This window comes from Paenibacillus sp. NPDC057934 (assembly GCF_042887565.1).
GTDB lineage: Bacteria > Bacillota > Bacilli > Paenibacillales > Paenibacillaceae > Paenibacillus_AQ.
Map to the genome: position 1 here is coordinate 38,577 of NZ_JBHVPB010000002.1, position 25,804 is coordinate 64,380.

Genomic DNA, 25,804 nt, shown 5'->3' on the forward strand with positions numbered 1-25,804 from the left:
ATGCATAAGACTTCTCGGTTATTGTCAAACTAACGGCAATTAGCTATCGAAAGGAGTCTTGCAGCCATATGTACAAAAGATTAAGTGCTGTAATGTTCCCCTTGACCGCGCTGCTGTTGCTTGGAGCGCTTGTGTGGGGATACCAGGAGAATCAGGAGAAGAACTCAATTTTGCTAAAAGCGGAGAACCAGTACCAGCGTGCCTTTCACGATCTTTCATATCATGTGGAACGACTGCATGGTGAGCTTGGAAATACGCTTGCGGTTAACTCTGCATCCAGCGGGACGCACCGTAAGGGTCTTGTCAACGTATGGCGGCTGACTAGCGAGGCGCAGAATGAAATCAACCAATTGCCGCTGACCTTATTGCCCTTCAGCAAGACGGAGGAGTTTCTCTCCAAAATTTCTAACTTCTCTTATAAAGCCGCAGTGCGGGATTTCACCAAAAAACCCCTTACTGATGGTGAGCTTCAGAACTTGAAGACACTCTACACCAACTCGGGTGAAATCTCGAAGAACTTGCAGGACGTACAGAACAAGGTCATTAGCAACCGCTTGCGCTGGATGGATGTGGAGACGGCGCTGGCGACGGAGAACAAGTCGGAGGACAACACGATTATCGACGGGTTCAAGACTGTGGACAAGCGGGTTGCGGAATACCCGGAGCTGGATTGGGGCCCTTCCGTAGCAAGCATTTATGAGAAGCGTTCTGTCAAGAAACTGGGTGGCGCTCCCGTAACCGCTGAGCAGATCCGAAGTAAGGCGATCAAATTCGCTGATGCCGGGCCTAACGCCAAGGTGGATGTTCGAGAGAATGGGAAGGGCACGGAGTGGGAGTCTTATACAGCCACGGTTACCGGCTCAAGCCAAAAACAGCTAATCAGTATGGATTTCACCAAAAATGGCGGCCTGTTGATCTCTTACCACAATAACCGTGAGGTAGGTCCAGCTAAGGTCTCGATGAAAGAGGCGGTAATTAAAGCAGAGCAGTTCCTGAACAAAAAGGGCTTTCCTCATATGACAGCAGTCAGTGCTGATCAGTATGACAACATGGGGAACCTGACATATGTTACCAAGCAGGGTGATGTCCTGATTTATCCGGAGAAAATAACCGTTCGTGTCGGGCTTGACACCGGGGAAGCGACCGGGTTTGAAGCCAGTGATTATGTGAATCAACATAAAGATAAACGGGAAATTCCAAAGCCAAAGCTTTCTCTGGCCGAAGCAAGGAAATTGCTGAATAAAGATTTTAAGGAAAGCTATAACCGCTTAGCCTGGATTAAGAATGATGATTCCACAGAAGTGCTGACTTATGAGTTCGGCGGAGCGATTAACGGCTCCAAGTACCGTATCTATCTGAATGCAGAGGATGGTACCGAAGAATCGGTTGAACAGATCAGAACCTCCTCAGGGGCTCAGAAAAAATAACGGATGCTCTTCCGGAAAAGAAAACCGATCAAGCAGGGCGCACCCTATAGGGCTGCCGCCCTTTTTTTCTTGCTATCACGAATATATTTCTCACCCGGGGTGCGAAAGGCCATGCTATAATCAGAATTAGAATATCTTACTAATTCATGTGGCGGTGACACCTTTGTATCCCAAAATCAACGATAATCTATACATTCAAGTCGCTTCCAGTGATGCTGTTGAAGCTGAAGTTGAATATAGATCGAGAATCGCAGAGACGGAAGATGAAGCTTTTTTGATTGAAATCCCGATGCAAGAGGGCAGCGGGCGGCTCAAGAAATTGACGGTTGGGGACGAGCTTTCAGTCTATTTTATGACAGAGGGCGGCATTAAGAATTACTTTTACACCCACGTTGTAGGTTTTAAGGAAGATGTAATCCGGATGGTTCGGGTGCGCAAGCCTGCGACAGAATCTATTTTCAAGATCCAGCGGCGGAGTTTTTTACGTGTAAGCGCAGAATTGGAATTAGCTGTAAAGAGCAGCAATGGCAGTCGATTTCTCGTGCGAACGGAGGATGTCGGCGGAGGAGGAACTTCTTTTCTGACCGATGCCAAGGTAAAGCTAGATGTAGAGGACAAACTTTCTTGCTGGTTGTTAGTTCCTTACCGCAATGGTAGTTCGGAACATGTGAATTTTGAGGGCGAGGTGGTACGGATCAAAACGCTGGAGAACGGGCGTAGTCTGGCGATGCTGAAGTTTGCCGCGATTTCGGATACCGAACGCCAGAAAATAATCCGTTACTGCTTTGAGCGTCAGTTTGATTTCCGCAACAGATAGGGCTTTTTTCTCGTGTGGTATGACCTGTGCGGTTTTGCACTGACGTACAAACTGTGGTATAATTTCATAAGTCGCAGGCAATGCCTGCTTTTTTCTTGATAATATGGGCGGGTTCTACCTTGCCGGTATGAAGTCAATGCTGATTTGAAATGTCATCGTTAGATGCTTTTCTTATGAAAGCGTGTTTGAGGAGGAATGCCCCGTTGGATAGGCAGGGTACACATATTAACGACAGAATTAACGTCGCTATCGACGGACCTGCCGGGGCAGGCAAGAGCACTGTTGCCCGATTGGTTGCCCAGAATCTTTCTTACATTTATGTCGACACAGGGGCGATGTACCGGGCGATAACTTGGTATATGATCCGTGAAGGCATTGCGCCGGAAGATGAGAGTGAAGTCAACCGAGCCGTCAACGGCATGGAGATGGAACTAATTCCGGAGAAAGACAGGCAGAAGGTGTTGATCAATGGGGAAGACGTTACCCCACATATCCGCAGTCTTCAGGTCAGCGGCCTTGTGTCGCAGTATTCCAAGATCGAGGGTGTAAGATCCAGGCTCAGCCACCTGCAGCGCCAGATGGCGTTACGCAAGGGGGTTGTGATGGACGGCCGCGATATCGGTACGACCGTGCTGCCGGATGCCGAAGTGAAGATTTTCATGACGGCCAGTGTGGAGGAGCGCGCGCTTCGCCGTTACAAGGAGCTCAGGGATACGGAAGAGGTGACTCTGCAGCAGCTTGAACATGATATCGCTCAGCGTGACCGTCTGGATGAAGGACGGAAAATTTCACCGCTGCGACGTGCGGAAGATGCAGTTCTTCTGGATACGACGTTAATGGATATCACTCAGGTTGTAGAGGCCATCGTATCACACTGCAGATCTTATGTTGACGGGGAGAGAAATCATTCATGATTTATAACATTTGCGTTGGAATACTCCGTATGATCTATGCTGTTGTCTTTCCATTAAGAATTATAGGGAGAGACAATGTGCCTAAGGAAGGCGGGGTACTGCTCTGCGCGAACCACATCAGCCTGCTTGATCCCATGACGATTGGCATTAAATTGAAGCGTAAGGTGAAGTATATGGCTAAGGCAGAGCTTTTCGAGGTTCCTGTTCTGGGCTGGCTCATCAGACAGTTAGGCGCTTTTCCTGTCAAGCGTGGCGGCGTAAGCAAAGAATCCATTAAGACGGCCCTTACTACACTTCGTAGTGGTAATGTAATGGGTATTTTCCCTGAAGGTACCCGCAACTCCGATGCCGGAGCTGCGAAGAAAGGTGCAGCAAGCTTTGCGCTCCGTAGTGGAGCAGCTGTTATTCCGGCCGCCATTATCGGCGGGTACAAGCCTTTTCGCCGGATGACTGTTGTCTATGGAGCTCCCATTGACCTCAGTTCCTTCGAGGGAGCAGGAAGTGATTCTCTGGATGCCGTTACCGATGTTATTATGTCGCGGATTCATGAGATGATGGAGACTGGCAAGCCGAGTGCAAGCTAGGTTTCGGGCATATGTCCGAGTGGTAAGATTTTAAGGTAATGATTGTTTTGAACTCTGCTCTACGCGGGTTTAAATAAATGGGGTTTTGAATCGAGGAGGGTAATCACATGTCTGAGGAAATTAGAAATCAGGAAGCTGCGGAGAACGTTGAGAACAACGAAACCGTAGAAACAACAGAAGCTGTGGAAGCTGCTGGAAACAACGAAGAAGTGACTAACCAAGAAGATCTGGAAATCATTTCTTTGAAAAAAGGCGATACCGTGAAAGGAACAATCGTCAAAATTGAAGATAACCAAGCTTATGTAAGCATTGGATATAAATACGACGGTGTGATTCCAATTCGCGAACTTTCTTCTGTACAACTTGACAATGCAGCTGCAGCTGTCGAAGTTGGACAGGAAGTAGAGTGCAAAGTTGTCAGCATCAACGACAACAAGGAAAGCCTAGTGCTCTCCAAACGTGCAATCGACAGCGAAAAATCATGGGAAGATCTTGAGAAGTACTTTGCTTCCCAAGAAGTTATCGAAGTTACCGTGGCCGACGTAGTTAAGGGCGGTCTAGTAGCGGATGTTGGCGCGCGCGGATTTATTCCGGCTTCCATGGTTGAACGTCACTTCGTTGAAGATTTCAGCGATTACAAAGGACGTACCCTGCGTGTGAAAGTCAAAGAACTTGACCGTGAGAACAGCAAGGTAATCCTGTCGGCTAAAGAAGTTCTTGAAGAAGAATTCGAAGCTAACAAGCAAAAAATCATGGCTGAGCTTACTGAAGGCCAAGTACTCGAAGGTACTGTACAACGTCTGACTCAATTCGGCGCATTTGTTGATGTGGGCGGAGTAGACGGTCTCGTACACGTATCCGAAATTGCTTGGAACCATGTTGATAAACCATCTGACGTGGTATCCGAAGGCGATAAAGTAACCGTTAAAGTACTTAAGGTTGATCCTGAAAAAGGAAAAATCAGCCTTAGTATCAAAGCAGCTGCTCCAGGTCCTTGGGATTCCGCAGCAGGCAAAATCAATATCGGCGATGTTGTTACAGGCGAAGTTAAACGTCTAGTAAACTTCGGCGCATTCGTGGAATTGCTTCCAGGTGTTGAAGGTCTTGTTCACATCTCGCAAATTTCCCACAAACATATCGGCACTCCGCATGAAGTGCTGAAAGAAGGACAAGAAGTTCAAGTGAAGGTACTTGATTTCAACCCGTCCGAAAAACGCGTTAGCCTGAGCATTAAAGAAACTGAAGAAGCTCCTGCTCCTACTGCTAGACCCGAACGCAGCAACAGCAGAGACAGAGCTCCTAAAGAAGTGCTCAACAATCCTAACGTTTCCCTGAGCAACGAAGGCCTTAGCTTCACACTTGCTGAGCGTTTCGGCGACAAGCTGGACAAATTCAAGGGCAACTAATCCCTTAACCTAGAAAGAAACGGACACACCCGTCTTTTCAGGGATGGGGAATCTAACCGGGTAAAGTAATCGGCGAACCCTCAATACGGGGGTTCGCCGATTGTGTTTTCACGGTTAGCCAATTTTATAGTTTTTTGCTATGATGAGTAACGTAAGGAAGACAGGAGGAATGAATATGGCAAGACCCGTAGTGGCGATCGTTGGGAGGCCTAACGTCGGGAAATCGACGATTTTTAATAGGTTGATCGGCGACAGATTGGCCATTGTAGAAGATAAACCGGGGATTACACGTGACCGGATCTATGGTATTTCGGACTGGAATGGTGTTTCGTTCAGTGTAATTGATACTGGTGGTATTGAAATTGACGGTGAAGACGCAATTCTGAAATCGATCCGCGTTCAGGCGGAGCTGGCGATTGAGGAAGCCGATGTCATCGTCTTTATGTGCGAGGCCAAAAGCGGATTAACGAATTCCGATGAGGAAGTTGCACAAATTCTGTTCCGCTCCGGCAAGCCGGTGGTGCTGGCCATCAATAAAGTGGATAACATGAAGCGTACGGAAGATATTTATGAATTCTACAGCCTCGGATTTGGCGATCCAATTGGTATTTCGGGAAGCCATGGTACTGGACTTGGAGACTTACTGGATGCGGTTACGGAACGCCTCCCAGAGCCAACGGAAGAGGAATATGATGAGGATGTTATCCGTGTGGCCCTGATCGGCCGTCCGAATGTCGGCAAATCCTCGTTGGTCAATGCCATCTTGGGAGAAGAACGCGTTATTGTCAGCAATATTGCTGGGACTACGCGGGATGCGATCGATACGCCATTTGAACGGGACGGTCAGCGTTACGTGCTGATTGATACTGCTGGTATGCGTAAGCGTGGTAAGGTATATGAGAATACCGAGAAATACAGCGTGATGCGCGCGATGCGTGCAATTGAACGTGCGGATGTTGTACTCGTCGTCATTAACGGCGAAGAGGGCATTATTGACCAGGACAAGCATATTGCCGGTTATGCTCATGATGCGGGTAAAGCATCTATATTTGTTGTGAATAAATGGGATGCTGTTGAGAAAGATGACAAGACGATGCAGAACTTTGAGAACAAGATCCGTGATCATTTCCTGTTCATGAGTTATGCGCCTGTAGTCTTCTTGTCCGCACTGACCAAGCAGCGCCTGCAGAAACTGCTACCTGTGGTTCAACACGCGGCACAGCAGCATGCGCTTCGGATTACGACGCATCTGATTAACGATGTAATCTCTGATGCTGTTGCCATTAATCCGCCGCCAACAGACAAAGGACGCCGTCTGCGTATTAACTATGCAACTCAAGTTGCGGTGAAGCCTCCGACGATTGTCGTGTTTGTTAATGATCCGTCGCTGATGCACTTCTCCTATGAGCGTTATCTTGAGAATAAAATCCGTGCAGCGTTTAATTTCGAAGGAACGCCGATCAGACTCTTTACACGGCGCAAATCAGACGAAGGTTAGGGGAGAAGAAGCGTGGCGCTTGAAATTCTGGTTATCGTTGTCAGCTATTTGCTAGGCTCCGTCAGCTTTAGTGTACTGCTTGCCAAGCTGCTGAAAGGCATTGATATCCGTCAGTACGGCAGCGGCAATGCAGGTGCAACCAATACCTTACGGGTTCTTGGCAAAGGCCCTGCGATATTGGTGCTGGTTCTGGATGTACTGAAAGGGATTGCCGCAGTATGGCTAGGCACCTGGCTTTTTGGCTGGGGAACCTGGGCTGCGGCACTCTGCGGAATTGCTGCCATTGTTGGACATAATTGGCCAGTGTATTTTCACTTTCGCGGCGGCAAAGGCATTGCTACTACGATCGGTGTGATGGTTACGTTTGCGTTCTGGCCTGCGCTGTCAGCCGGGATCATCGCCATTCTGGCTATTGTCATTACCCGCTATGTATCTCTAGGTTCGCTTATTTTTGTCGCGTTAACACCACTCTTTTTGCTGTTGACTGATTATACACCGCCGATTCTTTGGACGAGCATTGTTATTGCTATCTTTGCTTATTGGCGTCATCGGACCAACATTGTGAAGATCGCCGGGGGCCGTGAGAACAAGATTGGCTCCAAGGTTAAAGGAGGAAACCGCGTTGTCTGATAAAGTTTCTGTGCTGGTCGCGGGAAGCTGGGGGACGGCGCTGGCGAGTGTACTGGCAGCTAACCACCGGGAGGTTTATCTGTGGACGCGCAACCCTGATCAGGCTGCTGAAATTAATTCATCCCATACCAATCATCATTATTTGCCGGGTATCACTTTGCCAGCTAACATTATTGCGACAACGGATTTAGAGAATGCAGTAACCGGCTCAAGTGCTGTGGTTATTGTAGCACCTTCTTCGGGCATGCGGCAGGTTGCGCGCAGTCTGAAGCCTTTCTGGAAGGAAGACATGATCTGCGTGCACGCCACCAAAGGCTTCGAATCCGAGACGATGAAGCGTATGTCTACCGTAATATCCGAAGAGCTCGGCTGTCCTGAAGGACAGGTGGTGGTGCTCTCCGGGCCAAGTCATGCCGAAGAGGTGGTGCGACGCTGTCCGACAACGGTTGTTGTTGCCTCCAATGACGACAAACGTGCGGTCGCTGCGCAGGAACTGTTCATCAACAATGATTTCCGGGTATATACGAACAGAGATCTGGTAGGGGTAGAGTTGGCCGGAGCCCTTAAGAATATTATTGCGCTCGGCGCAGGTCTTTCCGATGGTCTGGGCTTTGGCGATAATGCTAAAGCCGCGCTGTTGACCCGTGGCTTGGCAGAGATCTCCCGGGTCGGGGTGGAACTGGGAGCGAATCCGCTTACGTTTGCTGGTCTGGCTGGAGTTGGGGACCTTGTGGTTACGGCCACCAGCCAACACAGCCGCAATTGGCGTGCAGGATCACTGCTGGGTCAGGGTAAGCCTCTGGCTGAGGTGTTGGATTCAATGGGCATGGTAGTGGAAGGAATTCGCACGACGGAAGCAGCCTATGCCATTTCACTGAAACTTGGTGTGCAGATGCCGATTACTGATCAGATCTATCATGTTCTGTTCAAGGAAAGAAGTCCGCGTAGGGCTGTGGAAGCGCTGATGGGCCGCGATCGCAAGACGGAGATGGAAGCTATTTCGCAGGAAACTTGGGAGCAATGGCACTCCTGATTAGGTTCACCTTTTGCCGGATTTCCTCATATGTTGTTATTGGGGATTGACGGAGGAGGGATGAGAAGTGAGCAAAAATTTTTCCAAGGACGCTTTGAACGCCATTAACAAGAAGACGGGGAAAAACATCACCGAAGGCGCCATCAAAAAACTTGCCGGTACTGTCAAACCGGGAACCACGCAGAATGAAGCCCAGCTCCGCCAATTGATCAAGCAGGTGTCATCAATGGCTAAAGTACCGGTCAGCGAGTCAACGGTGCAGGAGATAGTCAACGCTGTCAAAAAAGGTGGGGCCTCTTCAGGCTCGATGGAGTCTTTAATGAAACTGATCTTGAAAAAATAGCTTAATGGCTTGGCAAAAGAGCAAAAGAATCTGGAATCAGCAGTATTCCAGTTCTTTTGCTCTTTTTTTTGCAGAATTGGATATCATTCATGATATAATAATCTCTATATATTGCAGCCGAATGGGAGGAGCTCAGCCATGGATCCAATGACAAAAATGTGGTTGTCCCTGATTGCGATTCTAGTGATGGGATTGTCTGTATTCCTGATTACCTTTGCCCGCAGTAAGACTAAGGGCGTAGTTCGGGCCATTCTGTCGTTCATTGCTTTTCTGACAATGGTGATCGGTATTTTAGGCGGGGCAGCTTCAATTATGTAAGCCATTACATAACAACATGAACTAACTTCATAGACAAGTTCTGAAGGAATCGTATCACGATTTTGTAGGGATTGGATGTGATGATATGCCCGATACGGAGATGTCTCTGGAGCTGCTGGCTGCGCTACGTAGCGTAGCCGATTTGCTGGATTTCACATGGGAGGACAACCCTCCGATTTGGATGCTGGGCGGGAGCTGTGGGCTGCTGTTGCATGGAGTCGCGCTGGGGAGAATGCCGCAGGACATTGACCTATATGCCGACATGGGAGCCGCTGAGCAGCTTCATGAGGCCATGAGCGCATATGCCGTGGATAATCCCGAGGAAGATCGTAGCAATGGCTGTTATTCCTTGCTCAGTCATTACCGGATCGGGGAGATGAGTGTGGAGCTTGTGTGTGGTTTTCGGATGTACAGAGGGCTTTCCCGTTATTCTGTCGAGACATTCCGCTTACTGCCCCATACCCCTTTGCAAGTGTTTCCAGAGATCGGAATGATGAGGCTGATGCCACTGGCGCACGAATTGGTTTTTAATATTCTTAGGGGTCGCGTTGATCGTTATAAAGCTATCTCCTCTGTAATGAAAATGGATATGTCGCGCCATTTTCCTCCCTTGCAAGAACTCATCCAACATCATCAATGGGGACCGTCCCACATGTCTATTCTGGAAGGGCAACTGGATATTTCGAAGGCGAAAGCGTAAGGAAAGGAAGGACAGCATGATATCGCAAAAAGGAAGGACAGTAGTGTTTCAACCGGAAGGTCGTCAGGTTGTTGTAAACCAGGGAGTAACCCTCTTGGAAGCTGCCCGCAAGGCTGGTGTAACGATCGCAACACGTTGCGGCGGCAAAGCCGGCTGCCTGATGTGCAAGGTTACCGTAGATCCCGAGCAGGCAGAAGGCGTAAGACCGCCTTCAGAGGCGGAGCGGCGGAAGCTCGGAAGCGCCATCGAGCAGGGGCAGCGCTTGGCTTGTCAGGCCGCCGTATGGGGCGACGTGACGGTCAATGTGCCGGAGGACCCGTTTAAAGCTGCGGTCCGGCGGAAGCTGGAAGCCGCCCGGCGAGGGGAAGAAGACGAGCTATGGTAATAGTGAGCAGATACATTCATAGAGAAGGGGGAGTATCTTCTTGAAATACATCTTGCAAAGGAAGCGGCTCAGAGCGGCTGGACGCCTCATGGGACTGTTGCTACTGCTGTCTTTTCCTCTTTCCGGCTGTATGTATCCAGGGGAAAAGGAAGGACAGTCAGGGGGGAGTTACCGTGAAAGTGTGAAGCGAATACAGTCTGCAGTTGACGATTACCAGCAGGAAGAGGGATTACTCCCGATCCTGAATGCTGATGAGACGACCCCAAGATATGAGAAGTTCAGAATTGATCTGGACAAGCTGAACAAAAAGGGTTATCTGGACGACATCCCAACCACCGCTTTTGAGAAGGGTGGCAGTGCTTATTTTCTACTCCTGGATGAAGAAACTGATCCTAAGGTAAAAGTCATGGACCTAGTGACCGTACAGAAGGTTAATGATGTCCAGCGCCAAGTGAACCGCTATAAGTCTTCCCATGGGGGCAAACTGCCGGTAGCAGAGGAGCTATATCCTGGCTTGCATACTATCGATGCCAAGAAGGCGGGCTCGGCCTCCATTACCCTGAACAGCGTATACTCCGGCCAGCCTCTTGAATTTATTATGGATCGTGAAGGCATAGTGTACGTTGATTATGTATTCGATATTATGAACGCCATCGACAAGAACGGTGGAGAACATAAGGCGGGGCAGGATTTGCGACTTGAATTGGAGCAGGCCTCTTATTATGTTCCGGTGAAATCTCTTCCTTACCAGTGGATCAATGGTCAACCCGTTCCACAGCCCCCCAAGTTGAGTTTATAACAAATTAAACTGTTCTATGAATTATGGCTGCCCTTGTTGGGTAGCCGTTTCTTTTATGACCTTACTTATACGGTTCTATCAGGGTTTCCCTCTTCATATGATTGATGAGAAAGCTTCCGGGCGTTTGACCGGCCGACAACCTAAGCGCAGGCTCCTCCTTTTATGATTTTTATACGAATTGCGCGAAAGCAGGTCATAAATCCGTACCGGATACATATGATGATACTAGTCCAAATGCATGTCCGAGCATTCGGAGTTTAGCGCGGGACCGTACGTTCCGCATCGCCAAGCGGCTAAGCTACGAGCGGGCATACGAAGGTCCGGTTAGTGTCCTGCTTTAGGGTCATGAATACCGGCGGAACGCGAAGTCGATGCTCTGCAAGCATTTTTTCTTCGGAAGTATATGAGGAGGGGATCTCTTTTGGAAAAAGTCGATATTTTCAAGGACATTGCCGAGCGAACCGGCGGAGATATTTATCTTGGCGTCGTCGGCGCGGTCCGCACGGGTAAATCAACATTTATTAAGCGCTTCATGGAAACGATTGTCTTGCCCAACATCACGAGTGAAAGCGATCGGGTAAGAGCTATTGATGAGCTTCCACAAAGTGCAGCCGGCAAAACGATTATGACAACAGAACCGAAATTCGTCCCCAACAACGCGGTGCAAATCAAGGTCGCGGAAGGGCTGGAGGTAAACGTAAGGCTGGTCGATTGTGTCGGCTATGCAGTTGACGGGGCCAAAGGCTATGAGGACGAGAATGGTCCGCGGATGATCTCGACGCCGTGGTTCGAAGAACCGATTCCGTTCCAGGAAGCGGCGGAGATTGGCACCCGTAAAGTTATTCAAGAGCATTCCACACTGGGCGTAGTCGTCACTACCGACGGCACCATTGCCGAAATTCCTCGCATTTCATATGTGGATTCGGAAGAACGCGTCATTGCCGAACTGAAGGAAGTAGGCAAGCCGTTTGTGCTTGTCATCAACTCTACCCGCCCTCGCAGCGAGGAAGCGCAGCAGCTTCGCAGCGAACTAGCAATCAAATACGATATTCCGGTCATGACCCTTAGTGCAGCTAACATGTCGGAAGATGATGTGACTGGCGTCCTGCGTGAAGTACTCTACGAATTCCCTGTGCATGAAGTGAATGTGAATTTGCCGAGCTGGGTAATGGTCCTTGGTGAGAACCATTGGCTACGGAGCAGCTATGAGAATTCAGTTCGCGATACGGTCAAAGACATTCGTCGCTTGCGTGATGTCGATCGGCTGGTATCCCAGTTCACGGAATATGATTTTATTGAAAGAGCCGGCCTCAGCGGGATGAACATGGGGCAGGGGGTAGCCGAGATCGACCTGTTCGCTCCGGAAGAGCTGTACGATCAGGTTCTGGTGGAAGTGGTCGGGGTCGAAATTCGCGGCAAGGATCATCTGCTCCAGCTTATGCAGGAGTTCTCGCACGCCAAGCGCGAGTATGATCGCTTCTCCGAGGCGCTGGAGATGGTCAAGACCACAGGTTATGGTATAGCCGCACCATCACTGGCTGAAATGGCGCTGGATGAGCCAGAATTGATTCGGCAGGGCTCACGCTTCGGGGTCCGGCTGAAAGCGACAGCACCATCCATTCATATGATCCGCGTTGATGTTGAGTCGGAATTCTCGCCGATTATCGGGACGGAGAAGCAGAGTGAAGAGCTGGTCCGCTATTTGATGCAGGATTTCGAGAACGATCCGATCAAGATATGGGAGTCTGATATCTTCGGACGGTCACTGCATTCCATTGTTCGTGAGGGTATTCAGGGCAAGATTGCCATGATGCCGGACAATGCCCGTTACAAGCTCCAGGAAACGCTGGGTCGAATCATCAACGAAGGCTCTGGCGGATTGATCGCTATCATTCTTTAACTGAATAGACATGCTGAAAGAGCAGGGATTTTCCTGCTCTTTTTTTGCTGGTAACAGCTACTTTTATGTCAGCACAGGGCCTGAAAATCATGCAACATCCCCATTCTAGCTGATACTTTCTGCTCCTTTTTTAAGTAACGCCTTGAAATTATGGATGGGCTGTATTACTATAAGTTTGTTGCGCTTTTAGGGTCTAAGGGCGCCATTGTACTTTAATAAACGGGATTATCACGTATATTTTGCGTTGAAACGGAAAGAGTGAATGATACCGGAAATTTGCCCAGGGAGGTGAAAAGATATGAATAAATCTGATTTGATCAATGTTGTTACTGAAGCAACTGAACTTCCCAAGAAAGATGCTACTAAAGCGGTAGATGCTGTTTTTGAAGCCATCGCGGAAGCTCTGCAAAACGGTGACAAAGTTCAACTGGTTGGATTCGGAAACTTTGAAGTGCGCGAGCGTTCTGCACGTAAAGGCCGTAACCCGCAAACTGGTGAAGAAATCGAAATTCCTTCTAGCAAGGTCCCAGCGTTCAAACCGGGTAAGGCACTTAAAGACGGAATCAAATAAAGATTTCTACATATCGACCCGATTTTTCGACAAACACGATGCCGCCCTCCAAGGCGGCATTTGTTTTTGGAAGCAGTATTAGCGCAGACCAATAGGTTCAGAGGAGGATCAGAGATGACGGAGAACAAGAGTGGCGGGAACCCGCTTCCCTCAGGAAGCGACTACATCGTGATCAAGGCTAAGGAAAACGGAGTACAGGTGATCGGATTGACACGCGGTCTGGACACACGGTTTCACCATACAGAAAAGCTGGATAAAGGCGAGGTGCTGATCGCCCAGTTTACCGATCATACCTCAGCGATGAAAATCCGCGGAAAAGCCGAAATATGGAGTAAACACGGACAATTGGAGAGCGAGAGCTGAAAAGCAGGCATAGCCTGCTTTTTTTCGAAATATAAGTAAGTAGGAATAGATTTCATAAATCCATATATGAAATTGATTCAGTATGTCTTTTCGTATAAAGAGACAATGAGGCGGAAACGATGGATAAGGGGGGGCGTGCCTATGAATAAGACATGGTTGATTGGTACCTTGCTACTGCTGACTGCTGGCTCGGCTATACTGCTACCGCAGCTGGCAGATCTGGAATTATCCCTTCAGCAGGATCGTGGAGCGGTTGAGACCTTCAGTGAAGACAACAATGTAGTGCTGGATGACACTAATCTTGTGGATGCCATAGGAGCGCTCCCCCTAACGCTAACCATTGGCAGTGTTGGCTGGGAGAACGGGGTGCTATCCCTGGATTTGTTGGTAACAGGTAATGATCACGAGCCAGAGGAACTGTACCGCAATATGGCCCAGTCGGTTGCTTTTGCTATTCAGGATACGTCTAACGTGAATCAGCTGCTGCTGCGCGTTGTTGCCGAAGACAAGTGGACCCGGACCCGCAGATTACTGCTAGCCGGAGACATTCGCCGGCGGGAATGGTCGGGAGAACTGCAAAAGGAGCTTCTGAACACGGGGAATCGTCCCCTCTCGGAGCATCTCAAAAGCAGTCTCAGGATTAGCGAAAGCAACCTGTGGAAAAACCAGTTCATTTCTCCCTGACCTGGGTAAAAGAAACTAGGACGCCTTATCGTGCGTCACAAAAAAACATGTGATATAATAGACAAGATTGTGAGCAAAGATATAGTAATAACGTCAATGGCTTCGGAGGCTGAAATGAAACCGTACCGCATACCGCAACTGGCTAAACCCTACACTGACTACGACATGATTCAGCGGCACACGGAATTGCCGCCGTTTTCGGATGGCCGGAGTCATTTGTTATATATTTTTCTGAACCAGGGCTCCTCTGCTGAAGGGCAGAGCAGTGAACTGTACACGCTGGTAACCGCGCTGGCGCAGCTTGGTCTTGATACCCATGAGGGAATTGATCGCTCGGAGAATGATCCCGGTGGTGATCTCATGCGCTCCCGTCAGTTGAAAGTACTGGCTGGCGATTATTTCAGCAGCTGGTTCTACCATTTGCTGTCAAAACGCGGTGAGGTCGCACTCGTGGGGACACTGAGTACCGCCATTGCCGACTTCAATATCACGAAAGCCCAGCTCTACAGAAAGATGAAGGGCATGCTGCTTTCTGCTGATGAATATTTGCGGTACAAGGTACAGCTCAATAGGGTGCTGTTTCTTTCTTTTACACCTAAGATCGAGACCGCACTCGTCGGATTGTGGGAGAAGCTGCTTGCAGAAATCAGCCTGTGTGAGGCTCTGGCTACAGAACTGCGACGCAGCAATGCTCTCTCTCAGGCGCTAGGCAGCTACAGCTACTGGAAGATGCTGGAGACCGCATCTGAAGAGGAGCAGCGGTTGTTGCGCGGAAATGAAATCGAGCTGAAGGATTGGAAGAAGCTTATGATGAAGTATAAGTGTGATTCCCTGCTGACGGACAAGCTGCATCAATGTATTCAGTCCATACAGGGACTGCTGCAGGGAGTAAAGGATGAGGGGCTTCTTACTGAACTAAATGCCTTGCTTGATGTCTTCCTGCTGCAGATAGAAATTCCGGGACAAGCAGCCGTGGAGGGGTAATGATGACGATGGAGAAGACAACGGCTTCCGTCCAGGGGGACGGAGTCAAACCTAAAGAGCAATTTGTACATTCTGTATTCGAGAGTATTGCCAGCAATTATGATGTTATGAATGATATCATAAGCTTCCGGCGCCACAAGTCGTGGCGGAAATTTGCAATGAAGAAAATGGCGATGCGCCGCGGAGATACCGCTGTGGATTTGTGCTGCGGTACTTGTGACTGGAGTATCGCCCTGGCCGAGAAGAGCGAGACAGGCTCCGTGATGGGCCTCGACTTCAGTGCGGGTATGCTGGCGGTTGGTCAACGCAAGGTAGAGGAGCGCGGCCTACAGGACCGTATTTCGCTCGTCGAGGGCAATGCGATGGAGTTGCCGTTCGGCGATAATTCCTTCGATTATGCAACAATCGGCTTTGGCCTCCGCAATGTGCCCGATCCTGTGCAAGTCTTGAAAGAGATGCAGCGCGTGGTGAAACCGGGCGGCATGGTGGTGTGTCTCGAGCTGTCCAAGCCGATGAAACAGCCTTTCAAGGGTGTGTATTATTTTTATTTTAGGCGGATACTTCCTTTAATGGGTAAACTGTTTGCAAAGCGTTATGAGCAGTACAGATGGCTACCCGAATCATTGGCCCTGTTCCCTGACCGGGAGCAGCTGGCTGCTATTTTCCGTGAAACCGGACTGAACAAAGTGGAATCCTTCCCCTTGACCGGAGGCATCGCGGCACTACACATTGGGCTCAAGGAGAAGTGAGATGTTTAAGAAAATCGGCATCTTTTTGCAAATGATCAAGTTTGAACATACTGTATTTGCTTTGCCCTTCGCATTTATGGGCGCATTACTCGGTTCGGTGGTTATGTTTGGTGCACTGCCGTCCTGGGCGCAAATTGGCTGGGTTGTTGTGGCAATGTTTGGCGCGCGAAGCGCGGCTATGGGCTTAAACCGGTTAATTGACCGGGTTAGTGACGCCAAAAACCCACGTACAGCGGGACGAGCGATCCCGGCGGGCCTGCTCAAGATTGGAGAAGTTGTTATCTTTATCGCTTTTTCGTTCTTCTTGCTTTTCTGGGCTGCATTTAAGCTGAATCCGCTGTCGATGAAGTTATTACCGATAGCCGTCTTTTTACTTGTTTTTTATTCTTTTACCAAACGATTTACCTGGGCTTGTCACCTTATTCTAGGTTTGACAGTGGCGCTAGCTCCACTCGGAGGCTGGGTGGCAGTAACCGGAACTGTAGATCTTACGTCCATGGTGTTTTACTTCACGATCGTATTCTGGTTAGCAGGGTTTGATGTTATCTACGCTTGTCAGGATGTGGAGTTTGATACGAAGGAAGGATTGCATTCCATCCCTGTGCGATTTGGTGTGGCTAAGGCGCTGGTTATTGCTCGTGTATTTCATATTTTGACCAGTATTGGTTTTATATCTTTGTTCTTCATGACCGATTTGAGCTGGTGGTATGCAGCTGGAATGATTATTGCCTACATCATCTTGTTCTATGAGCATTATATTGTTACCCCAAATGACTTGAGTCGCTTGCAGACTGCCTTCTTCACCATGAATGGGGTACTCAGCATCGTCGTCTTCTCATTCACATTGATTGACCTGGTGGTGCAATACTATAAATGACTACTTCTTCACCTAAGAGTTTTGTTGTGGGCATTACGGGGGCGAGCGGCGCGATCTACGGCGTTCGTCTGACGGAGACCCTGCTGTCGATGGGGCATACCGTGCATCTTGTGGTAAGTACTGCCGGCTGGCGTGTATTCAAGGAGGAGCTGGGCTTCGCCGTCTCAGACCGGGAAGGCTTTTTGAACGATACGTTCAAAGGCCATCCCGGTTCTCTGCATTATCACCCTGTTGCTGATATTGGAGCTTCGATCGCCAGCGGCTCTTTTCGTGTGGAGGGCATGATAATAATGCCGTGCTCTATGGGCACACTCTCTGCAGTAGCAAATGGCGCTTCTGATAACTTGATGAGTCGTGCGGCGGATGTCATGATGAAGGAAGGACGCCCGCTGATACTGGTTCCGCGTGAGACGCCGCTGCATGCGATACATCTCGAAAATATGCTGAAGCTGGCCCGCTTGGGCGTTCGTATCATTCCGGCCATGCCGGCATTTTATCATGGACCGCAGAGCATGGATGATCTGATTAACTTTATGGTCGGCAAGGTACTGGACAGCTTGAATATTGAACATCAGTTATTTCGTAGATGGGGGGAGTAAAGAGATGAGCAACAGTGCTACTGTAATTGGGAAAATAAGCTATACCAACTCATGGCCGGTCTTTCACAACTTTCATCCTTCTTCCCTGAAATATCCTGCAAAAATGGTCAGCGAGGTGCCTGCGGTCCTGAACCGAGGCATGAGTGAAGGCAGTATTCATGTTGGCGCACTATCCTCTTTCGCTTATGCTGAGGCTAGTGACCGTCTGCTGCTGCTCCCCTCTCTGTCGGTCAGTTCAGACGGACCTGTAAGGTCCATCCTGCTATTCTCCAGGAAGCCTCTCGAAGAGATTGCGAATGGAGTCATAGCGGTTACTAACACATCGGCAACTTCGACCAATCTGCTGAAGATTATTATGCAGAAGGCCATCGGAGGACGCCCGCAGTACATAAGTGCAGAACCGGATTTGGACGCAATGATGGAGCAGGCTGATGCCTGTCTCTTGATCGGCGATAATGCCATTAAGGCTTCCTGGCAGAATGAAGGGTATGTGGTTACCGATCTCGGTGAGTTCTGGAAAAACTGGACCGGACATGGCATGACCTTTGCAGTCTGGGCTGTGAACCGGGATGCGGCACGTAACAAATTCGATGCGGTCGCGGAGATCGCAGAAGCCTTTGCTGAGAGCAAACGGCGCGGGGTGCGTGATCTGGCTCCGATTGTGTCCGAAGCCATGCGTGCGGTTGGCGGTACGGAGGCCTACTGGTATGGATACTTCCGTAATTTGTGTTATGACTTTGAAGAAAGGCAGCAGGAAGGTTTGAACCTCTATTTCCGCTATGCCTATGAAATGGGCCTGCTGCCGCAGGAAGTGAAGATGGAGCTTTGGAGCCACAATCTGCTGACACGGGTGAAGGAATGAAAAGACTGCAAATATTTGGCATGCTAAATAAAGATATGGACCAGATTGAAAAAGAACTGTATCGCAGTGTTCAGGGTGACGACGAACTGCTAACTGAGACCTCACTACATCTGCTGAAGGCTGGGGGCAAACGCTTGCGCCCAGTCTTTGTACTCATGGGTGGCAAATTCGGAACCTATGACTTGGAGAAGCTGAAGCGGGTGGCTGTGCCCCTGGAGCTGATTCACAGCGCTTCACTAGTACATGATGATGTCATAGATGATGCCGAACTGCGCCGGGGCGAGCAGACGGTCAAAGCCAAATGGGATGATAAAATTGCCATGTACACAGGGGATTATATCTACGCCAAGGCGCTAGTGATGACAACTGAGCTGAAGAATCCGCGCATTCATGAGATTTTATCCAGAGCGATGGTGGAAATGTCTATCGGAGAGATGGAACAGATCCGGGATTTTTTTAACAGTGGGCAGAGTGTACGTCATTATCTGCGGCGTATCCGCCGTAAGACAGCGCTTCTAATTGCAATCAGTTGCCAACTTGGCGCGCTTGCTGCAGATGCGGACCCAAAGATGGCTCGGTTGCTCTACAATTACGGATACAACGTGGGCATGGCGTTTCAGATTCGTGATGATCTGCTCGATCTTTCCGGGACGGAGAAACAAATCGGGAAACCGCCGGGCAGTGATATGCGCCAGGGCAACATTACCCTTCCCGTCATTTATAGCCTGGAGGATGAGCGCTTGCGGCTTCCGCTGCTTGAGGAACTGGATGCCATTCGCAAAGGGCATAGTGGGGTAGGACGTGCCATCGACCTGATCCTGTCGGGAGAGGGAATTACCAGGGCTGAGGATTTGGCTTCCCGTTATATTGAGAAGGCTCTGGCTGCGCTTGAAGCCCTGCCGAATAACAAGACGAAGCGAAGCCTTCGCGATATTGCCTTTTTTATAACAGGCCGGAACTATTAAATGATTTAAGCGTTCACATCAGCCCAGGTTTCTGCTAATATCAGAAAGTATATACTTCCTTAATTCTCATAAACACCCATCCTATGTATAGGAAAATGGAGAGTGACCCATGGAAAAAACTTATCTGATGATTAAGCCGGACGGTGTTCAGCGCGGATTGATCGGGCGGATTGTGGCCCGTCTGGAAGACAAGGGCTTTAAGCTGGCTGCTGCCAAGCTGATTCAAGTTACGGAAGAGCAGGCTAAGAGACATTATGCAGAGCATGAAGGCAAGGATTTTTTCCACGAGCTGGTGGGCTTCATTACGTCTGGTCCTGTATTTGCAATGGTCTGGGAAGGCGATGATGTGATTGCCTTGAGCCGTCTGCTCATCGGCAAGACCAAAGTAGGGGAGGCACTGCCGGGAACGATCCGCGGCGACTTTGCCAGCCACACCCCGCTTAACCTGATTCATGGCTCCGATTCGCCGGAAAGTGCGGAACGGGAAATCGCCAATTTCTTTGCTCCCGAAGAATTGGTGCAGTATAACAAAGACATCGCAGTCTGGATGTAAGTTACGGGCGGGAGGCAGGAGATAGAATGTCTGATCTTGACAATCAAACAGTAATAACAGACCCGGATTATCTCGGGTTTATCCATAACGTCAAGCAGAGCACAGGTATTGACCTGGCTCAGTACAAAGAAGCGCAGATGAAGCGTCGGCTGACGACGTTGCGGATGAAAAATAATTATAGAAGCTTCACCGATTTCTATGCGGCGATGCTTAAGGACAAGGCCTTATTCTATGAATTTTTGGATCGGATGACCATCAATGTCTCCGAATTTTGGCGTAATCCTAATCGCTGGGAAGTGCTACGGGATGTTATCCTTCCTGAATTGGAGCGTTCCAGCCGCAAGCTGAAGCTGTGGAGTGCAGCCTGTTCGACAGGGGAAGAGCCGTATACGCTGGCGATGATCTTGGCCGATAAGGGCATTCTGGGGCATACAGGTATTCTTGCTACAGACATTGATGATGGTGCCTTGGCGAAGGCGAAGCAGGGTCTGTACTTGGAACGTTCGATCAAGGATGTGCCGAAGGATGTGGCGGACCGCTACTTTGCACCGGAAGGTCCGGTTCTCAAGGTCAGTGACTCTCTGAAGAAGCATGTTGACTTCCACAAGCAGAATCTGCTGCTGGACAAGTTCGATGACGGATTCGACCTCATTATTTGCCGCAACGTGATGATCTATTTCACGGAGGAAGCGAAGCATAAGCTGTATCACAAATTCGCGCAAAGCCTTCGCCCTGGCGGATATCTTTTTGTCGGCAGCACGGAACAGATTTTCACCCCGGGTCAGTATGGCTTTGAGACGACGGAAACGTTCTTCTACCGGAAAAAATAAAGCCTTCTTTTCCATCTTTTAAGCAGCCTGCACGTATACTTTGCACGGGTTCCAGCGATACTGGATCGTAGATAGCAATCTCAGTACGAAGCGAAAGGTCGATTAACTGATGGACAAAAGTAAGGTTATTGCCGCCTATCGGCGTGGTTTCATTACCGTTCGTGAGTGCGGGCAAATTCTCGGCATGGATGATGTGCAGCTTAAGACCTTGTTACAGCTAGAGGCGGACAAAAAAGTCTTGCCCGCGGCCAGACGGCGTGTCGGTAGTTAATCTGCATCATCTGGACCCAGAGTGGCGTCGGTTATACCCAAAAGGGTATAACCGACGCTTTTTAACTTCCTGGGGGGATCTTTGCTAGGAACTGAAGTTCCTTGTCAAAGCGGATTCCCTATACTATAATGAGCAAAGATCATCAACATTTTAGCGGTTTACAGTTTAAAAGTGTGAAGGGGGAACGCAGCATGAGTTTACGCTATTTAACAGCGGGGGAAACGCACGGCCCCCAGCTTACTGCCATTATTGAGGGATTGCCAAGCAATCTTACACTGAATTTTGAAGAGTTGAATTTCCAATTGCAGCGCCGTCAAAAAGGATATGGCCGTGGTCGGCGGATGCAAATTGAGAAAGATACCGCCAGTATTGTCGGGGGTGTGCGTCATGGTTACACCACAGGTGCGCCAGTAGCGCTAGTTGTAGAGAATAAGGACTGGACGCACTGGAGAAATATCATGAACATCGAGCCGATTCCAGGCAGTGACGAAGAGAAACGCCGGGTTAATCGCCCACGTCCAGGTCATGCAGATCTTAACGGTGGTTTGAAGTATAACCATACTGACCTGCGTAATGTATTGGAGCGCTCTAGCGCGCGTGAGACGGCAGCAAGAGTGGCCTGCGGCGCGGTGGCCAGACAGTTTCTGGCAGCGTTTGGCGTAAAAATTGCTGGACAGGTTATTCGAATCGGCGAGATTGAAGCGCCAGCGAATGATCTGCCAATTGATGAATTGATCGCCCGTACAGAGGAATCCTCTGTAAGAGTTGTGGATAAAGAGACAGAACAAAAAATGGAGTCCTACATAGACAAGATCAAGGAAGAAGGCGACTCCATCGGAGGCATCGTCGAGTGTATTGTTGAAGGTCTTCCTATCGGACTAGGCAGTCATGTTCAGTCTGATCGCAAGCTGGATGGTGCCATTGCCGGAGCTGTAATGTCCATCAATGCGTTCAAGGGCGTGGAGATTGGTATCGGCTTTGAAGCAGGCAAGCTGCGCGGTTCGCAAGTGCATGACGAGATTGCCTACGAGGCCTCCAAAGGGTACTACCGGGCGAGCAATCGTCTGGGCGGTTTTGAAGGTGGCATGACTAACGGCATGCCGGTAGTGGTTCGCGGCGTTATGAAGCCAATCCCTACCCTCTACAAGCCACTGCAAAGCGTGGATATTGACACGAAGGAGCCATTCACGGCCCAAGTGGAACGTTCGGATGCTTGTGCAGTGCCAGCAGCATGTGTAGTTCTGGAGAACGTTGTAGCTTGGGAGATCGCGAAAGGCTTCCTCGATAAATTCGGTGGAGATTCCATGGAAGAAATCAAGGCTAACTATGACAACTACCTTGCCCAACTGGAGCGTTACTAGTCATGCGTAGCATCAGGGTGGAATTGGGTGAACGTTCTTATCCGATTCATATCGGCAGCGGATTGCTGGCGAAGATTGGGGAGCGATGTGCGGAGGCCGGATTCCCGGTTCGCAGCCCGCTACTTATCGTCAGCGATTCAGAAGTAGCCCCGCGTTACCTTCCAGCATTGGAAGCTGCCTTGCAGGACTATGGATATACTGTTGTTCATCACATTATTGCAGCCGGTGAAGCTTCCAAGTCGCTGGCCGTGTATGAAGAGGTAATGACCACAGCCATCCAGGCTGGACTGGACCGCCGTTCGGCGGTGCTGGCCCTGGGCGGTGGTGTTGTTGGCGATTTGGCGGGCTTCGTGGCCGCGACTTACATGCGGGGAATCGGATTCCTCCAGATTCCTACAACGATACTGGCACATGACAGTAGTGTAGGCGGTAAGGTGGCGGTGAATCACCCCCTTGCCAAGAATATGATCGGCGCTTTCTATCAGCCATCTATGGTTCTATATGATCTGGATACGCTGAATACACTTCCCGCACGTCAGGTTTCATCCGGTCTTGCGGAAGTGGTGAAGCATGGATTGATTCTGGACAGAGATTTTGCCTACTGGTGCCGAGAGCATGCGGAAGGGCTGCTTGCCCTCAATCTGGAGGATCTTGGATACGCGCTGGAGCGCGGCTGTGCGATTAAGGCTGATGTCATCTCAGGCGATGAGCGCGAGTACGGGCAACGCGCCATACTGAACCTTGGCCATACGATCGGCCATGCGATTGAAGCAGTCGGTGGCTATGGCGTTTTCCTACATGGAGAAGCTATTGCCATTGGGATGGCAGGTTCGGCGCTCCTGGCTGTGAAGCTGGGTCGTGACCAATCCATCTATAATGAGACGGTCTCCATGTTGACGTCGCTTGGACTTCCAGTTACTCTTCCTGCCCAGTACAGTGAGGACGAGCTGATGGAAGCCATGATGCATGACAAGAAATTCAAGGAAGGTCGAATGACCTTTATCGTACCGGATGGCATCGGAGCGGTAAGTATTGTTGATGATGTGCAAGCATCGCTGGTACGCGAGGTTATTGCGCAGCTTAAGAAGGAGGGAAGCCCGTGGTAAACCGGGGGATTCGCGGAGCAACAACCGTGACGGGCAATGAAGAAGCAGAGATTCTGCGGGAGACAGTTGTACTATTGCGGGAGATCGTAGAACGCAATGAAGTTATTGCCGAAGACATTTGTAGTGTCTGGATTACGATGACTGAGGACCTGGATGCTACATTCCCGGCTCGAGCCATTCGGGAAATGGAAGGCTGGGAAATGGTGCCGCTAATGTGTGCCGTTGAGATTCCGGTCAAGGGCAGCCTGCCCCAATGTATCCGTCTGATGGTACAGGTCAATACCGAGAAGGCACAGCGTGAGATTCATCATGTTTATTTGAATGAAGCGCGTAAGCTTCGTCCAGACCTATCACAGAGCAAGTCATAAATTAATGATTCGGGGTTGTCAGTGACCTCTGTCATCATGTATAGTGTAGTTAGCCGAGTATAGCAGAGTTTAGTTTAGTTGAGATGAGTATAGCAGAGTTGAGTACAGGATTTAGATGAGATTAGCTGAGAGCATAGAGTGAGAAAGATTCTTTTTTGAGTTGACTGATTACGGGGTAAGTGTATTCAGTGCAGCCATTTAAGGATATTTCTGCAAATGCGATGCTGATTATCCTATGCTCTATTTCATATACTTACTTACACAAACCTCTACTTCGGTAGAGGTTTTTTTGATTTTTATAAACCAACCATTCCCTCAGGAGGTAACCCAATGACGAATCCGAGTGTTGAACAAGTAGTGGCACTGTCGCGGGACTATAATCTGATCCCTGTCGTAAAACGGCTGCTTGCCGATATGGAGACGCCGATCCGGCTCTTCCAGCGTTTTGCTTCACGTGACCATGCATTTTTGCTTGAAAGTGTGGAGGGCGGCATCCAGTGGGCCCGGTATTCCTTCATTGGCAGCGACCCGTTCCTGTTGATCTCTGGCAAAAAGGGAGTGATCGAGGTTGAGGTTGGCGGCGAGAAAAAGCACCTGAAAGGGAAACCTATAGAGGAGCTTAAGGCGCTACTTCGTTCCTATCGTAGTCCCAAGCTGCCTGAGATGCCCCCGTTTACGGGTGGAGCCATTGGATTCTTCGGATATGATCTGCTGCAATATTACGAGAAGCTCTCCCCGCATGCTAATGATGATCTGAAGATGGATGATATCCGCTTTATGTTTTGCGACCGGATTATTGTGTTCGATCATGTGAAACAGCAGCTTCTGCTGATTGGCAACTTGCATATTAAGGACGGCGACACCGATGAAGACATTCGTGTAAGTTATGAGGCCCTTAGTGCGGGACTAGAGGAGATGGCCGAAGAATTGCAGAAAGAAGGGCCCAAGGAGAACGTCAACAAGCGCAGTCTTCCAGAAGATATTGAGCTGGGGAATATCCACTCGAATCTGACGAAAGAACAGTACATGAACAATGTGGAGCAGGCCAAGGAGTATATCCGGGCCGGAGATATTTTTCAAGTGGTGCTGTCACAACGGCTACATATTGAAACTGAGGTCTCACCGCTTCATGTCTATCGTCTACTGAGAACACTTAATCCTTCACCCTATATGTATTATTTGAAAATGGCTGAGGAGATCATCGTGGGTACCTCGCCAGAGGCGCTGGTCAAAGTGGATGGTAGCCGGGTGGAGACGCGGCCGATCGCCGGAACTCGTCCCAGGGGTACGAATGAAGCTGCAGACCGTGCGCTGGCTGCTGAATTGCTGGAGGATGAAAAAGAGCGCGCCGAGCATCTGATGCTCGTCGATCTTGGACGCAATGATCTTGGCCGGGTCTCGAAATTCGGCACTGTAAAATGCGATTCATTCATGGAGATTGAGAAATACTCGCATGTCATGCACATGGTCTCCGGAGTGTCAGGCACACTGGCCGAGGATAAGGATTTCTTCGATGCTTTCCTCTCCTGCTTGCCAGCGGGAACAGTCTCCGGTGCACCGAAGCTACGGGCGATGGAAATCATCGCGGAGCTGGAACAGGAAGCACGTGGTGCTTATGCTGGCGCTATAGGTTATCTCGGATTTTCCGGGAACATGGATTCTTGCATCACGATTCGCACCATTATTTTCCGTGAAGGTAGAGCTTATGTGCAGGCTGGGGCGGGAATTGTGTGGGATTCTGTTCCTGAGAAGGAATACGAAGAAACCATGAACAAGGCGAAAGGCATGCTGAAGGCGATCCGGATGGCAGAAGCGATGTTTCCGGCGCAGGTCAAAGAGAAGCAGGTAATCAATCAGGATTACATGTATGAATATACCCCTTGATAGAATCATTCAACTGAACAGGA

Annotated in this window: 30 protein-coding genes; all 30 read left to right on the forward strand. The window is 49.6% G+C overall.

Annotation, left to right across the window (positions count from 1 at the left end):
• Positions 1–68: 68 nt before the first annotated feature.
• The 30 genes from ypeB (at position 69) to trpE (ending at position 25,781) form a co-directional block, all read left to right on the forward strand.
• Entirely contained in the window at positions 69–1,427 is a 1,359-nt protein-coding gene (gene ypeB / locus ACFVRY_RS04675) for a germination protein YpeB (protein ID WP_387497846.1), read from the forward strand.
• A 163-nt stretch (positions 1,428–1,590) separates the two neighbouring features.
• Positions 1,591–2,244, forward strand: coding sequence for a flagellar brake protein (locus tag ACFVRY_RS04680; RefSeq protein ID WP_387498787.1), 654 nt, complete (start codon positions 1,591–1,593; stop codon positions 2,242–2,244).
• 203 nt (positions 2,245–2,447) lie between these two features.
• Positions 2,448–3,158 (forward strand): (d)CMP kinase, encoded by a 711-nt coding sequence (gene cmk, locus ACFVRY_RS04685; protein ID WP_387497848.1) that lies wholly within the window; start codon positions 2,448–2,450, stop codon positions 3,156–3,158.
• A complete protein-coding gene (locus tag ACFVRY_RS04690) occupies positions 3,155–3,742 on the forward strand; it encodes a lysophospholipid acyltransferase family protein (protein ID WP_387497850.1) in 588 nt (195 codons plus the stop codon). Before cmk ends, ACFVRY_RS04690 begins: the two co-directional genes overlap by 4 nt.
• A 107-nt stretch (positions 3,743–3,849) precedes the next feature.
• Positions 3,850–5,148 (forward strand): 30S ribosomal protein S1, encoded by a 1,299-nt coding sequence (gene rpsA / locus ACFVRY_RS04695; RefSeq protein WP_083205005.1) that lies wholly within the window; start codon positions 3,850–3,852, stop codon positions 5,146–5,148.
• Between the two features lie 175 nt (positions 5,149–5,323).
• Positions 5,324–6,646, forward strand: a complete 1,323-nt coding sequence (gene der / locus ACFVRY_RS04700) for a ribosome biogenesis GTPase Der (protein ID WP_387497852.1) — start codon at positions 5,324–5,326, stop codon at positions 6,644–6,646.
• Positions 6,647–6,658: 12 nt separating this feature from the next.
• Positions 6,659–7,276, forward strand: coding sequence for a glycerol-3-phosphate 1-O-acyltransferase PlsY (gene plsY, locus ACFVRY_RS04705; RefSeq protein WP_066363331.1), 618 nt, complete (start codon positions 6,659–6,661; stop codon positions 7,274–7,276).
• On the forward strand, positions 7,269–8,309 hold the full coding sequence (locus ACFVRY_RS04710; RefSeq protein WP_387497854.1) for an NAD(P)H-dependent glycerol-3-phosphate dehydrogenase: 1,041 nt from the start codon (positions 7,269–7,271) through the stop codon (positions 8,307–8,309). The genes plsY and ACFVRY_RS04710 overlap by 8 nt, the downstream gene beginning before the upstream one ends.
• A 67-nt stretch (positions 8,310–8,376) precedes the next feature.
• On the forward strand, positions 8,377–8,652 hold the full coding sequence (locus tag ACFVRY_RS04715; protein WP_066363312.1) for a stage VI sporulation protein F: 276 nt from the start codon (positions 8,377–8,379) through the stop codon (positions 8,650–8,652).
• Between the two features lie 138 nt (positions 8,653–8,790).
• Complete coding sequence (locus ACFVRY_RS04720; protein WP_387497856.1) at positions 8,791–8,970, forward strand: DUF2768 family protein; 180 nt, start codon at positions 8,791–8,793, stop codon at positions 8,968–8,970.
• An 85-nt stretch (positions 8,971–9,055) separates the two neighbouring features.
• Complete coding sequence (locus ACFVRY_RS04725; RefSeq protein WP_387497858.1) at positions 9,056–9,670, forward strand: nucleotidyltransferase family protein; 615 nt, start codon at positions 9,056–9,058, stop codon at positions 9,668–9,670.
• A 16-nt stretch (positions 9,671–9,686) separates the two neighbouring features.
• The gene (locus ACFVRY_RS04730) at positions 9,687–10,055 is read left to right on the forward strand and encodes a 2Fe-2S iron-sulfur cluster-binding protein (protein WP_387497860.1); all 369 of its coding nucleotides are present in this window, start codon (positions 9,687–9,689) and stop codon (positions 10,053–10,055) included.
• A 40-nt stretch (positions 10,056–10,095) separates the two neighbouring features.
• The gene (locus tag ACFVRY_RS04735) at positions 10,096–10,854 is read left to right on the forward strand and encodes a hypothetical protein (RefSeq protein ID WP_387497862.1); all 759 of its coding nucleotides are present in this window, start codon (positions 10,096–10,098) and stop codon (positions 10,852–10,854) included.
• A gap of 421 nt (positions 10,855–11,275) precedes the next feature.
• Positions 11,276–12,754, forward strand: a complete 1,479-nt coding sequence (gene spoIVA / locus ACFVRY_RS04740; RefSeq protein WP_066363298.1) for a stage IV sporulation protein A — start codon at positions 11,276–11,278, stop codon at positions 12,752–12,754.
• Positions 12,755–13,052: 298 nt separating this feature from the next.
• Positions 13,053–13,325: an HU family DNA-binding protein gene (locus tag ACFVRY_RS04745; RefSeq protein ID WP_066363296.1), complete on the forward strand. Its 273-nt coding sequence runs from the start codon at positions 13,053–13,055 to the stop codon at positions 13,323–13,325.
• Positions 13,326–13,439: 114 nt separating this feature from the next.
• On the forward strand, positions 13,440–13,688 hold the full coding sequence (gene mtrB, locus ACFVRY_RS04750) for a trp RNA-binding attenuation protein MtrB (RefSeq protein ID WP_066363294.1): 249 nt from the start codon (positions 13,440–13,442) through the stop codon (positions 13,686–13,688).
• Positions 13,689–13,829: 141 nt separating this feature from the next.
• Complete coding sequence (locus tag ACFVRY_RS04755) at positions 13,830–14,372, forward strand: hypothetical protein (RefSeq protein WP_387497865.1); 543 nt, start codon at positions 13,830–13,832, stop codon at positions 14,370–14,372.
• A gap of 114 nt (positions 14,373–14,486) precedes the next feature.
• The gene (locus ACFVRY_RS04760; RefSeq protein WP_387497867.1) at positions 14,487–15,356 is read left to right on the forward strand and encodes a heptaprenyl diphosphate synthase component 1; all 870 of its coding nucleotides are present in this window, start codon (positions 14,487–14,489) and stop codon (positions 15,354–15,356) included.
• 2 nt (positions 15,357–15,358) lie between these two features.
• Complete coding sequence (locus ACFVRY_RS04765) at positions 15,359–16,105, forward strand: demethylmenaquinone methyltransferase (protein ID WP_387498789.1); 747 nt, start codon at positions 15,359–15,361, stop codon at positions 16,103–16,105.
• Position 16,106: 1 nt separating this feature from the next.
• Positions 16,107–16,982: a UbiA-like polyprenyltransferase gene (locus ACFVRY_RS04770; protein ID WP_387497869.1), complete on the forward strand. Its 876-nt coding sequence runs from the start codon at positions 16,107–16,109 to the stop codon at positions 16,980–16,982.
• Positions 16,979–17,581: a UbiX family flavin prenyltransferase gene (locus tag ACFVRY_RS04775; RefSeq protein WP_387497871.1), complete on the forward strand. Its 603-nt coding sequence runs from the start codon at positions 16,979–16,981 to the stop codon at positions 17,579–17,581. The genes ACFVRY_RS04770 and ACFVRY_RS04775 overlap by 4 nt, the downstream gene beginning before the upstream one ends.
• A 4-nt stretch (positions 17,582–17,585) precedes the next feature.
• Complete coding sequence (locus ACFVRY_RS04780) at positions 17,586–18,443, forward strand: menaquinone biosynthetic enzyme MqnA/MqnD family protein (protein WP_387497873.1); 858 nt, start codon at positions 17,586–17,588, stop codon at positions 18,441–18,443.
• Positions 18,440–19,408, forward strand: a complete 969-nt coding sequence (locus ACFVRY_RS04785) for a polyprenyl synthetase family protein (RefSeq protein WP_387498791.1) — start codon at positions 18,440–18,442, stop codon at positions 19,406–19,408. The genes ACFVRY_RS04780 and ACFVRY_RS04785 overlap by 4 nt, the downstream gene beginning before the upstream one ends.
• 109 nt (positions 19,409–19,517) lie before the next feature.
• On the forward strand, positions 19,518–19,961 hold the full coding sequence (gene ndk / locus ACFVRY_RS04790) for a nucleoside-diphosphate kinase (RefSeq protein WP_175373695.1): 444 nt from the start codon (positions 19,518–19,520) through the stop codon (positions 19,959–19,961).
• A 26-nt stretch (positions 19,962–19,987) separates the two neighbouring features.
• Positions 19,988–20,791, forward strand: a complete 804-nt coding sequence (locus ACFVRY_RS04795) for a CheR family methyltransferase (RefSeq protein ID WP_387497875.1) — start codon at positions 19,988–19,990, stop codon at positions 20,789–20,791.
• 109 nt (positions 20,792–20,900) lie between these two features.
• Complete coding sequence (locus tag ACFVRY_RS04800) at positions 20,901–21,062, forward strand: hypothetical protein (RefSeq protein ID WP_175406343.1); 162 nt, start codon at positions 20,901–20,903, stop codon at positions 21,060–21,062.
• Positions 21,063–21,253: 191 nt separating this feature from the next.
• Positions 21,254–22,423 (forward strand): chorismate synthase, encoded by a 1,170-nt coding sequence (aroC, locus tag ACFVRY_RS04805; RefSeq protein ID WP_066363259.1) that lies wholly within the window; start codon positions 21,254–21,256, stop codon positions 22,421–22,423.
• Between the two features lie 2 nt (positions 22,424–22,425).
• The gene (aroB, locus tag ACFVRY_RS04810) at positions 22,426–23,529 is read left to right on the forward strand and encodes a 3-dehydroquinate synthase (protein WP_387497878.1); all 1,104 of its coding nucleotides are present in this window, start codon (positions 22,426–22,428) and stop codon (positions 23,527–23,529) included.
• Positions 23,523–23,897 carry a chorismate mutase gene (gene aroH / locus ACFVRY_RS04815; RefSeq protein ID WP_387497880.1) on the forward strand — a complete coding sequence of 125 codons (375 nt, stop codon included), beginning with the start codon at positions 23,523–23,525 and terminating at the stop codon, positions 23,895–23,897. The genes aroB and aroH overlap by 7 nt, the downstream gene beginning before the upstream one ends.
• Before the next feature lie 330 nt (positions 23,898–24,227).
• Positions 24,228–25,781 carry an anthranilate synthase component I gene (gene trpE, locus ACFVRY_RS04820; protein WP_387497882.1) on the forward strand — a complete coding sequence of 518 codons (1,554 nt, stop codon included), beginning with the start codon at positions 24,228–24,230 and terminating at the stop codon, positions 25,779–25,781.
• Positions 25,782–25,804: the final 23 nt, after the last annotated feature.

Bases quoted from the DNA above. Each gene is read 5' to 3' on its own strand.
- ypeB (WP_387497846.1), top strand. From the start codon at position 69: ATGTACAAAAGATTAAGTGCTGTAATGTTCCCCTTGACCGCGCTGCTG.
- ACFVRY_RS04690 (WP_387497850.1), top strand. From the start codon at position 3,155: ATGATTTATAACATTTGCGTTGGAATACTCCGTATGATCTATGCTGTT.
- rpsA (WP_083205005.1), top strand. From the start codon at position 3,850: ATGTCTGAGGAAATTAGAAATCAGGAAGCTGCGGAGAACGTTGAGAAC.
- der (WP_387497852.1), top strand. From the start codon at position 5,324: ATGGCAAGACCCGTAGTGGCGATCGTTGGGAGGCCTAACGTCGGGAAA.
- ACFVRY_RS04720 (WP_387497856.1), top strand. From the start codon at position 8,791: ATGGATCCAATGACAAAAATGTGGTTGTCCCTGATTGCGATTCTAGTG.
- ACFVRY_RS04725 (WP_387497858.1), top strand. From the start codon at position 9,056: ATGCCCGATACGGAGATGTCTCTGGAGCTGCTGGCTGCGCTACGTAGC.
- ACFVRY_RS04730 (WP_387497860.1), top strand. From the start codon at position 9,687: ATGATATCGCAAAAAGGAAGGACAGTAGTGTTTCAACCGGAAGGTCGT.
- ACFVRY_RS04745 (WP_066363296.1), top strand. From the start codon at position 13,053: ATGAATAAATCTGATTTGATCAATGTTGTTACTGAAGCAACTGAACTT.
- mtrB (WP_066363294.1), top strand. From the start codon at position 13,440: ATGACGGAGAACAAGAGTGGCGGGAACCCGCTTCCCTCAGGAAGCGAC.
- ACFVRY_RS04755 (WP_387497865.1), top strand. From the start codon at position 13,830: ATGAATAAGACATGGTTGATTGGTACCTTGCTACTGCTGACTGCTGGC.
- ACFVRY_RS04760 (WP_387497867.1), top strand. From the start codon at position 14,487: ATGAAACCGTACCGCATACCGCAACTGGCTAAACCCTACACTGACTAC.
- ACFVRY_RS04765 (WP_387498789.1), top strand. From the start codon at position 15,359: ATGACGATGGAGAAGACAACGGCTTCCGTCCAGGGGGACGGAGTCAAA.
- ACFVRY_RS04770 (WP_387497869.1), top strand. From the start codon at position 16,107: ATGTTTAAGAAAATCGGCATCTTTTTGCAAATGATCAAGTTTGAACAT.
- ACFVRY_RS04775 (WP_387497871.1), top strand. From the start codon at position 16,979: ATGACTACTTCTTCACCTAAGAGTTTTGTTGTGGGCATTACGGGGGCG.
- ACFVRY_RS04780 (WP_387497873.1), top strand. From the start codon at position 17,586: ATGAGCAACAGTGCTACTGTAATTGGGAAAATAAGCTATACCAACTCA.
- ACFVRY_RS04785 (WP_387498791.1), top strand. From the start codon at position 18,440: ATGAAAAGACTGCAAATATTTGGCATGCTAAATAAAGATATGGACCAG.
- ndk (WP_175373695.1), top strand. From the start codon at position 19,518: ATGGAAAAAACTTATCTGATGATTAAGCCGGACGGTGTTCAGCGCGGA.
- ACFVRY_RS04795 (WP_387497875.1), top strand. From the start codon at position 19,988: ATGTCTGATCTTGACAATCAAACAGTAATAACAGACCCGGATTATCTC.
- ACFVRY_RS04800 (WP_175406343.1), top strand. From the start codon at position 20,901: ATGGACAAAAGTAAGGTTATTGCCGCCTATCGGCGTGGTTTCATTACC.
- aroC (WP_066363259.1), top strand. From the start codon at position 21,254: ATGAGTTTACGCTATTTAACAGCGGGGGAAACGCACGGCCCCCAGCTT.
- aroB (WP_387497878.1), top strand. From the start codon at position 22,426: ATGCGTAGCATCAGGGTGGAATTGGGTGAACGTTCTTATCCGATTCAT.
- trpE (WP_387497882.1), top strand. From the start codon at position 24,228: ATGACGAATCCGAGTGTTGAACAAGTAGTGGCACTGTCGCGGGACTAT.